This window comes from Williamsia serinedens, assembly GCF_024171725.1.
In the GTDB taxonomy this organism is placed as follows: domain Bacteria; phylum Actinomycetota; class Actinomycetes; order Mycobacteriales; family Mycobacteriaceae; genus Williamsia_A; species Williamsia_A serinedens.
The window spans coordinates 29,547-43,870 of sequence record NZ_JAMTCG010000005.1 but is presented as its reverse complement, the minus strand read 5'-3'; the positions used below and the strand labels follow the sequence as shown (position 1 = coordinate 43,870).

The 14,324-nt window shown below is 71.9% G+C and carries 8 protein-coding genes; 3 read left to right on the top strand and 5 right to left on the bottom strand.

Annotation, left to right across the window (positions count from 1 at the left end; all coding sequences use genetic code 11):
* Position 1 precedes the first annotated feature (1 nt).
* Genes LX12_RS13755 through LX12_RS13740 form a run of 4 tightly spaced genes read right to left on the bottom strand, consistent with a single transcriptional unit; the run spans position 2 to position 6,413 of the window.
* Positions 2–538 (bottom strand): YdcF family protein, encoded by a 537-nt coding sequence (locus tag LX12_RS13755; RefSeq protein ID WP_253655150.1) that lies wholly within the window; start codon positions 536–538, stop codon positions 2–4.
* Complete coding sequence (locus LX12_RS13750; RefSeq protein WP_253655149.1) at positions 535–2,775, bottom strand: glycosyltransferase; 2,241 nt, start codon at positions 2,773–2,775, stop codon at positions 535–537. Before LX12_RS13750 ends, LX12_RS13755 begins: the two co-directional genes overlap by 4 nt.
* Positions 2,776–2,782: 7 nt before the next feature.
* Positions 2,783–4,228: a nucleotide sugar dehydrogenase gene (locus LX12_RS13745; RefSeq protein WP_253655148.1), complete on the bottom strand. Its 1,446-nt coding sequence runs from the start codon at positions 4,226–4,228 to the stop codon at positions 2,783–2,785.
* Between the two features lie 40 nt (positions 4,229–4,268).
* Entirely contained in the window at positions 4,269–6,413 is a 2,145-nt protein-coding gene (locus tag LX12_RS13740; protein ID WP_253655147.1) for a heparinase II/III family protein, read from the bottom strand.
* A gap of 78 nt (positions 6,414–6,491) precedes the next feature.
* Between LX12_RS13740 and LX12_RS13735 the strand changes: the two genes are divergently transcribed.
* Positions 6,492–7,805: a phenylacetate--CoA ligase family protein gene (locus LX12_RS13735; RefSeq protein ID WP_253655146.1), complete on the top strand. Its 1,314-nt coding sequence runs from the start codon at positions 6,492–6,494 to the stop codon at positions 7,803–7,805.
* Positions 7,806–7,811: 6 nt separating this feature from the next.
* Here the strand turns inward: LX12_RS13735 and LX12_RS13730 are convergent, their stop codons facing one another.
* Positions 7,812–11,165 carry a glycosyltransferase family 4 protein gene (locus LX12_RS13730; protein WP_253655145.1) on the bottom strand — a complete coding sequence of 1,118 codons (3,354 nt, stop codon included), beginning with the start codon at positions 11,163–11,165 and terminating at the stop codon, positions 7,812–7,814.
* 189 nt (positions 11,166–11,354) lie between these two features.
* On the opposite strand from LX12_RS13730, the gene LX12_RS13725 reads away from it, so the two are divergent.
* Together LX12_RS13725 and LX12_RS13720 are read left to right on the top strand one after the other, a co-directional pair.
* On the top strand, positions 11,355–12,734 hold the full coding sequence (locus LX12_RS13725; RefSeq protein WP_253655144.1) for a polysaccharide pyruvyl transferase family protein: 1,380 nt from the start codon (positions 11,355–11,357) through the stop codon (positions 12,732–12,734).
* Positions 12,731–14,323, top strand: coding sequence for an oligosaccharide flippase family protein (locus LX12_RS13720; protein ID WP_253655143.1), 1,593 nt, complete (start codon positions 12,731–12,733; stop codon positions 14,321–14,323). Before LX12_RS13725 ends, LX12_RS13720 begins: the two co-directional genes overlap by 4 nt.
* The last annotated feature ends 1 nt before the right edge of the window (position 14,324 follow it).

Genomic DNA, 14,324 nt, shown 5'->3' with positions numbered 1-14,324 from the left:
GTCAGCAGCCGCCCTGCAACCACGCCCGGACGAACCCGGCGGTCTGGTATACGTACGCGAACGGCCAGTAGTACCAGGAGATCTTCTGCGGGCTGACCGCCATCGCGATCTGCCCCGGGAAGCACCGCTCGACGATGTAGCGGGCCCGGGAGATGTGCGGCCGGAACGTCACGACCACCACCGATCGCCACCCGCGCTGCTCGGCGATGTCGCGTAGATGCTGCGCCTCGCCGCGGGTGGTCGACGGATCCGGCGCGAAGCACTCGACCCGGATCGACGGCAGCCGCTCGGCACACAGTCCGGTGTCGTCGAGGTAGTGCTCGGGGTTGCTCATCACGACGGTCGAGGCGTAGCCCTGCTGCGCGAGTTCCAGTCCGTAGCGGTAGCGCGTCTCGCCGCCGGCCCCGCCGAGCACGATGATCGCGTCGGCACGACGCGGTCCGTCGATCTGCGGGAACACGTAGACGGGCAACCCGGCGACGGCCAGGGCGGAGATCACCGCCACGACGATCCCGGCGACCGTCCACTTCTTCCTCACCCGAGCGACAGGATCCTCTCGTAGAACGCGACCAGTGCCCGGGACGAATTCTCCCACGACAACTCGCGTTCGACGCGCTCGCGTCCGAGGATGCCCATCTTCTCGCGCCGCTCGGGGTCGTCGAGGAGGGTGACGATGCCCCGCCCGAACGCCTCGACGTCGTTGCCCGGTACGTAGAGCGCGGCGTCCCCCGCCGACACCCGCGCCTCACGCAGGTCGTAGGACACCAGCGGGCAAGCCATGGCCATGTACTCGACGACCTTGTTCATCGTCGAGACGTCGTTCAGCGGGTTCAGCGGGTCCGGCGACAGGCAGACGTCGGCCGTCGACAGGCAGCGCTGGACGAACTCGTCGGGCACCCGTCCGGTGAACTCGACGACGTCGTCGATGCGCAGTTCACGCGCCAGCGCGACGAGGGTGTCGAACTCGTCGCCCGACCCCATGACGACGGTGTGCAGGTCGTCGCGCCCCAGGTCGTGCCGGACGTGGGCGAGCGCGCGCAGCGCGTGGTCGACGCCGTCCTGGGGACCCATCACGCCGAGGTACGCGACGAGGTGCCGCTTCCCCCGCCGCAGAGACGGGTCGGGCTCGCGGGCGACGAAGCGCGACAGGTCCGGCGCACTCCGCACGACGGTGACGTCGTCCGGCGAGCAGCCACCGCGCTCGATCGCCGTCCGTCGGTAGCTCTCGTTGGTCGCGATGACGCCCGTGGCGGTCGCGTAGGTCATCCGCTCGAGCACCCGGCAGATGCCGTCGAGCACGCGGCCGGTGACACCGCCACCGGCGAACCGGGACGCGAACAACTCGGGGACCAGGTCGTGCTGGTCGAAGACGAACCGCGCACCGCGCAGCCGCAGCAGGGCACCGACGACGAAGAAGAAGTCGGGCGGGTTGCAGCCGTGGACGACGTCGACGCGCGACCGCAGCGCCACCCGCAGCGCGAGACGCACGGTGTGGAACAGCGCGATCGGATACTCGCGGAGATACCCGGCGGGCCCGCCGGTCGCAGCCGTCAGCGGGTAGCGCAGGATCCGCACACCCTCCAGGGTCTCCTCCCGTGCCGTGTCGGCGTGGGTGCCGGTCGGGCAGATCACGGTCACGCGGTGTCCGGCCGCCACGAGGGCCCGACTCTCCTGCCACACACGGCGATCCATCGGCACCGACAGGTTCTCGACCAGGATCAGGATGTGGCGCCGCCGTGTCCGACGGCGATCCCGGATGCCTTCCACGGCCGCGGTGAGCCGGTCCTGGGCAGCGTTCTTCGCGGGCCGGATCCGACGCAGCACACCCGGGGCGACGGTCAGCCCGAGCACGAGCAACGCCGCGCGCAGCGAACGGCGGTGGGAGAACGACCGCACCGCGGCCGCCCGCGCCGCGGCGGTGTCGCCCTCGACGAGGGCCCACCGCGCGCGTCGGATCTCGCGGATCGCACCCATGCGGCTCAGGTTCGCGCGCAGGGCGCGCTCGTCCTCCGGGTCCGACAGCGGTCGGGCGGTGCGGAACGACCGTTCGAGTGCGTCCTCGAAACCCTCGACCTTCGCCGCGTCCCGCGACAGCGAGTCCTCACGGATCCGGTAGCGCGCCAGTACATCCGGGAGAACCCGCACGACGTGGTCACGGGTCAGGCGCAGCCAGATCACGACGGACTCGTCGACGCCGTCGATGCCCGGCGCGTAGCCGCCGACCTCGACCCACGCGTCGGCGCGGATCGCCGCGGTGTAGTACGGCACGGTCCCGCCGAGCACGTCGCGGAACATCAACGGTCGCGAGGGATCCGGTCGCGGCACCCCCACCGATCGCAGGTAGTCGACCGGCAGGTCGTCGGGTCCCTCGGCGAACCTGTGGGCGTCGACGCACACGGCGGCGACGTCCGGCTCGGCGGCGATCGTCTCGCCCACCCGACGACAGAAGTCGGGCAGCAGGTGGTCGTCGCTGTCGAGGACACAGAGGAACCGACCCCGGGCAACGGCGGCCGCGGCCATCACGCCGCCGGCGTATCCGGCGTTCTCCTGACGCACCAGGTGGATCCGGTCGTCGTCGAGGTACTGCGCGACGACAGCGGCCATCGCGTCGGAGTTGCCGTTGTCCACGACGACGAGTTCCCAGTCGTCGCGGGTCTGCGCGAGCACCGACTCGATGGTCTCGCCGATGAGATGTTCTGTGCCGTAGGCGGTCGTCAGGAAGCTGAACGTCGGGCGCACACCCGACCGCCCGCCGCGTCGCGGGTCGTGGGACATCGACGCGTCACCACCCGATGCCGTGGTAGTTGTCACCCAGCCGTCGCAGCTCGGCGCCGGGAAGGCGCACCAGGTCGATGACGAGCGTGTCCGCCGGTGCCGCGTCGACCATCTCGACGACCTCGGGATCGGCGGACGCGACGACGATCACGTCGCCGTGGTCCATCACGTCGGAGACCGACGACGTCAACAGCTCACCGATGTGGGGCAGGTGCTGGGTGATGTAGTCGCGGTTCGCGCCCACGATCGACGACAGACTGACGTTCGCGTCGTGGACGCGGATGTCGAACCCCTTGCCCACCAGACGCTCGACGAGTTCGACCAGCGGGCTCTCCCGCAGGTCGTCGGTGCCGGACTTGAACGACAGGCCGTACAGGCCGACGCGCCGCTTGCCCGTCGCGACGATCATGTCGATGACGCGACGGATCTGGGCCTCGTTGGACACCATGATGTTCGCGATGACCGGGATCTCGAGGTCGTTCTGCCGCGCGGTGTGCATGAGTGCGCGCACGTCCTTGGGCAGGCACGACCCGCCGAACGCGAAACCCGGCCGGAGATAGGCGTCGCTGATGTTGAGCTTGGTGTCGGCGAAGAAGATCTCCATCACGGCGTGGGAGTCGAGACCCAGTCGGGCACAGATGGTCCCGATCTCGTTGCCGAACGCGACCTTCAGTGCGTGGAAGCTGTTGTCGACGTACTTCGTCATCTCCGCGACGCGCAACGGCACCCGGAAACGCTTGCCCGACAACCCCTCGTACAGGTCCATGACCATCGCACCGCTGCGCTCGTCGGTCTCCCCGACGACGGTCTTCGGCGGGGTCATGAAGTCGCGCACCGAACTGCCCTCACGCAGGAACTCGGGGTTCACGCACACCCCGAAGTCGACTCCGACGCGCTTGCCCGACGCCCGCTCGAGGATCGGGATCAACAGGTCCTCACACGTACCGGGCACCATCGTGCTGCGGTAGACGACGACGTGCCAGTCGTCCTTGTCACGCAGCGCGGCGCCGATCTCCTCACTGGCGCTCTGCAGGTGGACCGTCGACAGTCCGCCGCCGGACCCCGACGGTGTCCCGACGCACACGATGGTGATGTCGCTGTGCAGGACCGCGCGACGGGCGTCGTCGTCGACGTCGAGCATGCCGGACGCGACGACACCGGCGGTCAGTTCGCCGATGCGCTCCTCGATCACGGGGGCCTTGCCCTCGCGCAGGAAGCGGGTCTTGGACGGGTTGACGTCGACGCCGATCACCTTGTGTCCGCGTGCGGCGAAACATGCCGCGGAGACGCACCCCACGTACCCGAGGCCGAAGACACTCAGGACCGCGGCCCGGGAGTCCTTCCCCGAGGGCGGGTGGTGACGTGACGTCGGGTCGGCCGAGATGCGGCCGACGCCGTGATCGTCGGTGCCGTCCGTGTCGTGGACAGCCTCGTACGACGTGAGCGTGCTCATGCAGTATTCCCCCCACTGCGCGATCGATCGTTCCCCCGGGCTAGGGCGTCGTCTCGATCTGCAACGACACCTGCCCGTCCCCGCGCGTGTCCACCACGCACTCCCGCCGTACCCCCTCGCACAGCAGGTGGATGCGGATCGTGGATCCGTCATCCGACAGGGACAGGTCGCAGCCTAGCGCAAACTTCGTTGTGACGTTGATGAAGGTTGCTTCGACGATCGGTGTGGTCCGGCCGGAGGATTGCGTCCCGACCCACCATGCGGGTGTCCGATCCTCCAGACGGTGGCTGGACCAGCCACGATGCATCGTCTCGTCGCCTCGCACCGACCACCGGGACACCGGTCCCGTACTCGCGCTGACGATGTCGGCGACGTGATCACCGTCTCGGGACAGTGCGATCGCGGATCCCGACATGTCGATGTCGATGTCGGTCGCGAGCGGGACGGTGGTCGTCACGTCGTGCTCGCCGCCTCCGGTGAGGCGGTCCACGATCAGCACGCCCGGCAGGTCCGCCGGCGCGACGACCCAGCGGCGGTGGACGACACCGTGCGCGCCGTCGGCGTATCCGTCGTGCTCGGCGTCGACGACGCCGGCCGCCAGATCGACGGCACGGACGCGTGTCCGTGCGTGTCGTGTCCACAGGAACGGACCACCCATGTCGGACTGGTCCCGCCCGTCGACGGTGACCGTCGCGTGAGCGCCCGTGCCACGGAGCACCTTCCGCCACTCCGGGTGCCCGTAGTAACTGCCGGTGCCGGGATCCTCGACGATCTCGCCACGGTCGTCGGCGACGGTCACGGCGAGTGCGTCGGCGTGCCCGTGCGCGGCGATCGCGAGGTAGCCCAGCGGCGCGACGTCCACCGTGACCCGCCGACCCGGTGCGCGCAGCACCACCAGACCGCCGTCACGGTGCCAGGTCGACCCGCCGGGTCCACGGACCGTGCTGGTCACCGCCGTCCGGGGACGCTCGGACGCGCCCAGTGCCGCCGCGAACCACTCCCGGGCGGCGGTCGTGGTGACGCCGGCAGGTGCCGCACCGTCGGTGACCGCGGCGACGAGATCGAGGTGGGACGCCACGGTGCGGACCGGCTCGTCCGACAGCCGCAGGGCGAACCCCTCGTCGTCGTCGCCGATCCGGGGGGTCGGCATCCCGAGCCCGCCGAGGAAGTCGGCGCCTCGCAGCACCGCCTCCACGAGACCGGCCGGCACCGTGCCGTCCCGATCGGCCACCAGCGCGGCGACGACGGCGAACAACTCGGCGGTGAAGATCTGATACCCGACAGCCTGTTCCGCGCCGACACCGTCGGCCAGGATCTGACGGTCGGCCTCCGCGGTGAGTCCCCCCAGCGCGATGCGCTCCCAGTGCGGCGCGTCCTGCAGCCCGGGCACCAGCAGGGCCACGGCCGCCAGGCCGGCGAGTTCGCCGACGAGGTGGTTGTTCGCCGAGCTGTACCGCGACCGCCCGCGGACGCAGTACCGCGCCGAGGCGTCGAGCATCGCGGCGATCCGTCCGAACCGCTCCGCCGTCATCTGCGGGGCGTCGGCGAGCGCGACGACGGTGACCGCCACGCTGATCGCACGGATCCCGGCCTCGAACGCACCGCGCCAGGCGATCCCGTGACCGGGCGGGTTCGCCGCCATCCACGAGTCGAGGTCGTCGAGCGCGGCGGCGGCGTGGCGGTCGTCCCCGGAGACCAGCCAGGCCTGTGCGAGGAGGGGCAGGTGCTGCAGCCGGTTCAGCTCCCAGATCCACTTCACGTCGCCGTCGACGGTGCGGTGGTCGATGCGGTCGGCGGGGAGGTCGGGCCACTGCAAGTCCCGGACCGGGTCGTACGACCAGTCGACAGGCCGGTCGAGGGTGACCGTGGGATACCCGAAGAAGGTGCAGCGTAGGCCGAGCGCGTCCTCGGCGGCCGCGACGATCTGCTCGACGAGTTCGGGGTGCCGTCCGACGATCTCCGCGGCGCGGCCGCGGGACAACAGCGTCGGTCGCCGATCGGGGTCTCGGAGCTGCGCGAGCGACGACGACGCCGTCGCCGTGGTCCACCCGGGCGGCAGGTCGCGCGGTGGCGTCGCACCCGACACCCGGCGGACCCGACCCGCCGCGAGGGTGCGGACCCGCCAGGCGATCTCGGGGGCCGACATCGTCGCCAGCCGGCGTCGGTACCAGGTGACCTTGTGCACGTCGGTGACCCTAGCGTTCGCGATCGTCAGGGGGTCGGTGTCATGATCGGGTGGGGAGAGTTCGACAGGGGGACACCGATGGCACCGCGGGGGGCGGGCGTCGACGTCAAACACAGGTTGCGTCGCGCACATCCGTATCGATCGATCGCACGCAGGCAGCTCGCCTGGGCCGAACAGGCGACGCCGGCCGAGCTGGCCGACCGCCGCGACCGACGGCTGCGCGCCCAGGTGCGCTGGGCGGCCCGCCGGTCGCCGTTCTACCGGGAGATGTTCGCCGAGCACGGCATCGATCCCCGGGACATCCGCACCGCCGCCGATCTCGTGCATCTGCCGACGACCGACCGGGTGAGCGTCACCGACCGCCGCGCCGACTTCTGCGCCCTCCCGGAACGCCTCATGTGGCCCGCGAGCTCGTCGGGCACCTCCGGCCGCCCGGTCACCGTGATGCGCACACCTGCATCGTCGGTCTACGAGCTGTGCGCCCAGGAACGGCAGTGGCGGTGGTTCGGCCTCGACGCGGACACCCCGCGCATCGTGTTGCGGGGCAACGACTTCGTGGCCGACACCGACGGGTCACCGGTCCGCCCGCTGCCGGGGAACCGGCAGCTGATGGTGTCGAGCTTCTACCTGACGCCCGACCACCTGCCCGCGATCCTCGGCGCCGTCGACGACTTCGGACCGCAGGCGATCGAGGGCTGGCCGTCGAGCATCGCGGTCCTCGCGGGACTCCTCGCCGATGCCGGACACACCCTCCCGCTGCGCGGCGTCATCACGTCATCGGAGGTGATCGGCGGGCCCGCACGGGCGCTCATGGCGTCGGTGTTCGACGCACCGATCGTGGACCACTACGGGCAGACGGAACGGGTCGTGATGACCGGCAACTGCGAGCACGGGACGCACCACGTCTTCGACGACTACGGCGTCCTGGAGCAGGTCCCGGTCCCGGGTGTCCCCGACCGCTGGGAAATCGTGGGGTCCTCGCTGCACAACCGCGGGTTCCCGCTGCTGCGCTACCGCACCGGGGACCAGGTCGGTCCCGCTCCCGACGAGCCCTGTCCCTGCGGCCGGCCGTTCGGTCGGATCGGGACGATCGCGGGCCGCGCCGAGGACGTGTTCACCGCCGCCGACGGGCGCGCGCTGCCCGTGCCGTCGACCGTCGTCGACGACCTCGTGGGGGTGCGCGGCGTGCAGATCGTGCAGCACCGCGCCGGCGATTTCGAGGTCCGCGTGGTGCCCGGCGGCGGATGGGACGCCGAGGTCACCGACCGTCAGGTGCGTCGGAACGTCGACCGCATGTTCGGCCCCGGGCAGCGGGTGACCATCACGACACTCGACACCCTGTCCACGCCGGACGGCGGGAAGGTGAAGTCCGCGTACGTCGTCGGGGTGTGAGACCGGTCAGCGCCCGCGTGCCACCTGCGTGACGAGACGTTCGTAACCCCGTGCGGTCGCGGCGATGTCGAACTGTCGGCGGGCCCGGTCGCGTCCCGCGGCGCCGAGCCGACGACGCAGGTCCGGATCCGACGCGAGTGCGATGAGGCGATCGGCCAGGGCGTCGTGGTCGCCGACCCCGACGACGAAGCCCTCGACACCGTCGGTGACCATGTCCGGCACCGAGCCGCACCCGGTCGCGACGACGGGCACCGCCGCCGCCATCGACTCGGCGAGCACCAACGGCACGCCCTCGTGGACGGATGACAGGCACGAGATGTCCAGCCCGGGCAGCAGATCGGGCACGTCGTCGCGGACGCCGAGGAACCGGACGCGGTGCGCCACGCCGAGATCGCCGGCGAGCGTGCGGAGCTCCTGCTCGCGGGGGCCGGTCCCGACGAGGAGCAGCAGCGCGGTCGGGCAGTCCGCCAGCATCTTCGCGAACGCGGCCAGCGCCACCTCGTGGGCCTTCTGCGCCGAGAGCCGCGCGACGATGCCGACCGCCACGTCGTCGTCGGCGAGACCCAGCAGGCGCCGCGCACGGTCGCGACGGTCGCGGGTGGGCGGCGGGGGCAGCGGGATCCCGTTGCCGATCACCACCTCCCGTGTCCGTGACCACGGCGACGACCCGACTCCCTCCGCGGTGCGCAGGTAGTCGCCCTGTGCACGGGACAACAGCACCAGAGCACGGGAGGCCGCCAGGGTCGTGACCGCCGAGCGCGGCAGCACCCGACCGCCGACCGCTGCGAGATCCATGTCGTGCGCCGCGACGACACTCGGGATGCCCGCGAGCGCGGCCGCCAGGCGACCGACGACGAGCGCCGCGCGGTGGTGGTGCGCCACGAGGACCACGTCGGTCCCGGTGCGGCGCAGGTACGTCGCCAGCGCGGTGACACGGCGCGGGTCGCGACCCGAACGCCCGGCGAGGACGTCGACGCGGACACCGTGGGCACGGAAGTCGTCGGCGAGCGGCCCCTCCTCGCGAAGGCAGACGATGCGCGGGGTGACCGCCGAGCGGTCGAGGGCCTGACACAGCGACAGCAGCAACCGTTCGGCGCCGCCGACGAACGTGAGGTCCATGACGACGGTCAGCGTCACCGGCCGAGCGGTCGGCGCGGGCGGTCGGGACACGATGTCGCACAGGACGTCCTGCGTCGCCTGCACCATCACCGACCGGTCGAACTGGGCCCGCGCCCGCGCCCGACCCGCTGCGCCCAGCGACCGGGCCCGCGCGGGATCGGCGAGGACGTCGACGACCGCCGACGCCAGGGCGTCTGGACGACGGATCGGGACCAGATGACCCGTCACGCCCTCCTCGACCATCTCGCGGAGCCCGCCGATGTCGGTGCAGACCGCGGGCAGACCCGACGCCATCGCCTCGAGCAGCGCCATCGGCAGGCATTCGACCGCGTCCGAGGAGAGCACGAAGACGTCCATCGCGGCGAGCATCGCGGGGACGTCGGAGGTCGCGCCGACGAAGGCCGTGCAGTGGGCGATCCCCAGCTGTCGGGCGAGTGCCTCCGAGCGTCGCCGTTCCGGCCCGTCACCGACGACGAGCACGCGCAGGTCGGGGACGTCGACGGCGACCGCCGCCGCCGCGCGCAGGAACGTCTCGTGGTCCTTCTCCGGACGCATCGCCGACACCGTTCCCATCACGGGCCCGTCGCCGTCCACGCCCGGCAGCGCGACCGGCGTGCGCGGGGTCGACGAGAGGTCGGTGAAGCCCGCGACGTCGACACCGTTGCGGACGATGACGACCTTCTCGGCCGGGTGCCCCAGCGTGTCGGTGAGGAACGGTGACTGCGCGTGCGCGACGCCGAGGTAGCGATCGGTGCGGCTGTCGAGCAGGCGGTCGACGACGCGGCGCGGCCACGGACGGTCGTCGCCGGCGGCCACGTGATGGATCCAGACGGCGCGGTGCGGGACCCCGGCCAGCACCGCCGCGACCCGACCGAGCACGTCGGCGTTGTAACCGCGCGTCAGAACGATGTCGGGACGTTGAGCCCGCATGTGGCGCACCAGGTCCCGCAGCGCGCGCGGTGCGTCGCGTCGACTGCGTCGCAGCGCCACCGCCTGCACCCCGCCGGCGACGAGGTCGTCGAAGAGGTCGCCCGGCTCCCCGATGCACACCACGGACGGGGTGAACCGGCTCCGGTCCAGGGCGGGCATGAGCGTCGCGACGTGTCGTTCGGCTCCGCCGATCCGGAGGTCGGGGACGACGTGCATCACCCGCACCGGGGCGGGCGTCACGGGGCGATCGGTGATCTCCCGGTACAACGCATCGATTCGGCGCCACACCGTGTCCACGTCGAAGTCGGCGCGGAAGCGCAGATGCGCCGCGGCGGCGAGTGCGCGTCGACGACCGTCGTCACCGAGGACGTCGTCCAGCGCGACCCGCAGCCCGTCGACGTCACCGGGTGGCACCAGCACCGCGCAGGTGTCGTCGAGGATGTCGGGGACACCGCCGACGGGGCTCGCCACCACGCAGAGGCCGGCGGCCATCGCCTCGAGCACCGCCATGGGTTGCCCCTCGTCGTGGGAGGGCAGCACCAGGACGTCGGACCGACCGAGCAGATCGTCGACGGTCTCCGTGCCCACCCAGCCGAGCACGTCGACGGAGTCGACGACGCCCAGGTCGGCGACCAGCGCCCGCGCTCGGTCGACCTCGCCGTCACCGGCGATGGTCAGGTGGGCGCCGCGGGCGACCGGTGAGGCAGCCCAGGCGCGGACGAGGTCGAACGTGCCCTTGCGGTCCCCGACCCGACCGAGGAAGAGCACCCGTGGCGGACCGTCGGGACGAAGCGACGGTGTGCGCGCGGGAACGGCGTTCGGCACCACGACGACCCGGGCGATCGGAGCGATCGCGGAGAGCCGTCGCGCCCACCCGGGCCCGAGGGCGACGACGGCCGCGGACCCGGTCAGGATCCGGACGAGGACGGCGCGCAGCGGCCCGGGCAGTCGCTCGGCGAAGAGGTGGAACTCGGCACCGTGGACGTGCAGCACCACCGGGACCCGGAGGGCGTGGGCGACGGTGGCCAGCACCGCCTTCCGGGCGAAGCTGCCGTAGGACGCGGTGTGCAGATGCACCAGCGCCGGTCGGCGCAGCAGCAACTCCGCGACGAAGCGCAGAGCCCCCAGCAGGAACGTGACCACCTTGACGACGGCCGGCCCGTCGCGGTGTGTCGCGACGTGTCGGATGCGCCAGTGGCGCGTCAACTCGGTCGACAGCACCGCCGACACCGTCGAGGCCACCCCGCCCCGGGTGGACGTGCTCGTCGACGCCCACAGCACCCGTGGTCCGGGCACGACCGATCGGCCCATGAGAACTCCCCCTCGATCACCGCTGTCTGCTGGCCGTCCTCCCCGACGGCCGGTCCTATGTGGCGGACCACAGAAAGCATGTGCAATCCTATACCGCGGGGAGGAAAGCTCGACGTGTCTGTTCAGAACAGCGGCGCTCGACGCGTTCTCGACCGTGACCCGACACCGGGGGGTGTCGCAGAGGGTCCGGTGACTCACGAGTCCGGGGAGATCCGGGTGCTCGTGGAGAACAGCGAGTATTGGCTGCGCAACAACGGTGACCTGGCCATGCTGGCCGTCACACTCCGCCGCCTGCGGCAGCGGTGGCCCGACGCGCGGATCGGCGTGTTGACCGATTCGCCCGTCCTGCTCCGCGCGTATTTCCCGACGGCCGAGGGCATCACGGTGTTCGACGACGACCCGTGGGCGCCGCCGACATGGCTGGAGGATCTCGCCGCCCGACTCGGCCCGGCGTTCGTCGGCCCGGTGGTCCTGGCGTGGCTGCGGGCTCGGACCTGGTTGCCGCAGAAGGCCCGTGGCGCCCGACGACGCCTGAAGAGCGCGCTGACCGGGAGGCACGTCCCCCCGATCACCCCGCGCCCGCGACCGCACATCGGGTCCCGTCGTGCGGTGGCGTCGTCGTCGGTGCTCGTGGTGCTCGGCGGCGGCTATCTGACGGATGCCGATGCCGCACAGTGCCGTCGGGTGTTCTCACTCATCCGCACCGCGGCCGACCACGCCGTACCCGTCGCCATAATCGGTCAGGGCCTCGGCCCGCTCGACGACCCCGCACTGGTCGCCATGGGGCGTGAGGCACTGCAGCGGGTGGAGTTGCTGGCGTTGCGCGAGCGCCGTCGCGGGCCGGCGATCGCCGACCGGCTCGGCGTCGACCCCGACCGCGTCCGTGTGACGGGTGACGACGCGATCGAGTTGGCGCACGACCTGATCGACCCGACATCGGACACCGCCCGGGGGGGCGGCGACGGGTTGGGCGCGGGGATCGGCTTCTGCCTGCGGGTCGCGGGCTACTCGCCGGTCGACGAGGCCGCGCGGACGGCCGTCGGGACCACGGTGCGCGTCGCGGCCGAGCGGCTCCGGGCGCCCTTGCTGCCGTTGATCATCGCCGAATACCGCGACCAGGACCGCAAGTCGACACTGCCGCTCGTCGCGGGAGCGACCAGGGTGGTCCCGCCGCTGCCGCGATACGTGCACCCGGCCGCCGTGGCCGAGCGCGTGTCCGACTGCCGCGTGCTCGTGACCGGTGCCTACCACCTCGCGGTGTTCGCGCTGTCGCAGGGGATCCCGGTGGTCGCCGTGACGTCCTCGGAGTACTACGACGACAAGTTCCTCGGCCTGGCCGACATGTTCGGCACCGGTCTCACCATGATCGACCTCGGTGAGCCCGACCTCGCGGCGCGGCTGTCGTCCGCCATCGCCACGGCATGGGACGAGGCACCGGTCGTCCGCGCCCCGCTGCGGGCCGCCGCCGAAAGCCAGATCGCACTGAGCCGTGCCGCGTTCGACGAGGTGTTCGCGATCACCGAGAGGTCCGGACACCGCGACGACCCGGGCGGGGTGACCGGCCGATGACCACGACCACCCGCACCGACGCCGCATCCCCGGACGAGGTGGGCGGTGGTCGGTCGCTGCGGGGCCGGATCGGACGTGTCGCGGTCGCGTCGGCGTTCGCCCTGGTGTTCGGCGAGGTGCTGACCCTGGTGCAGACCATCGCCCTGGCGCGTCTGCTGTCCCCGGCCGAGGTCGGGATCTTCGTGTCCGGCACCGTCATCACCAGCTTCCTCGGCGAGTTCGTCGAGGGTGGTCTGCGCGCGGGTCTCGTCCAGCGGGGCGGCGACATCCGCGACGCCGCGGAGACCGTCTTCTGGGCGACGCTGGGCGGCGGCGTGCTCATGTCGCTCGCCGCACTCGCCGCCGCACCCGTCGTCGGTCTCGTCTTCGACAGCACCACCGCCGGCGTCATCGCGGCCGTGACCTCCGGGACCCTGTTGATCTTCTCGGTCACCAACGTGCCGGAGTCGATGCTGCAGCGGGCCTTCAGCGTGAAGCGACGGTTGATCGTCGGGCCGTCGGTGGCGATCGCGTACGCGGTCGTGGCGGTGTCGCTGGCCGCTCTCGGGTTCGGGGTGTGGAGCCTCGTCGTCGGGATGTACGCGTCGTTCGTCGCCTGGGCCGTGAGCATCTGGGCCATCACCGACTGGCGGCCCGGCCGGGGCACCGCCTCGGTCGCCCTGTGGCGCGAACTCGCCCGCTACGGCTTCCCGCTCGTCCTCGGCGGGATCGGCGCCCGGGTGCAGAACGCCATGGAGACCGTCGTCGTCGGCCGCGGTCTCACACAGTTCGCGCTCGGCAACTTCCGCTACGGACAACGGATCTCGCAGATGCCCGTGCGCGCGATCATCGAGATCGGCGCCGTCTCGCTGTTCCCCGCGTTCTCGCAGATGGCCGGCGACCGTGACCGCATGCGCGCGGCCTACCTCCGCGCCCTGCGGTGGGTGACGGTCGGCGCGGCCGCGCTGTCGGGACTGATGATCGCGCTCGGCACCCCGGCCGTCACCGTCGTGTTCGGCGAGCCGTGGCACGCCGCCGGGGTCGCCGTCAGTTTGATGGCCGGACTCGGGGTGGGCAAGGCCCTCATCAGCGTCGGCGAGGAGGTCATCAAGGCCTGCGACCGTACACCGCTGCTGAACTGGTACACCGCGGTCGAGGTGCTGCTGGGCGTGGGCGCTCTCGTCCTCCTGGTCTCCCAGTTCCAGTTGGCGGGTGCCGCGCTCTCGCTGTCGGTGACCGCGATCGTCGTCGGTCTCGTCGTCACCGGGTTGGCCATCCCCCTGGTCGGCGTCCGCTGGGCGGACGTGGCGCGCGCGGTGGTGCCGCCGCTGCCCGCGGCGGGTGCCGCCACCGCCGTGGCCTGGGTCCTCGACCGCCACCTCCTCGACAGCGCCGACCGCGCCCTCCTGCCCGCCGTGGTGTGTCTGACGGGCGCGGGCGCGGTGTTCGGGCTCGTGTACCTCGTCGCGCTCGCCGTCTGTGCGCCGTCGTCGGCGCGCAGCCTGCTCGGTGTCCCCGTCGCCATCGTGCGACGGTCGGTGCGCACCACCTCTCGACCCGACGACCCCGCGGTCGCCGAGGACGGAGACGGCGGTGCGCCACGCGGGTGAT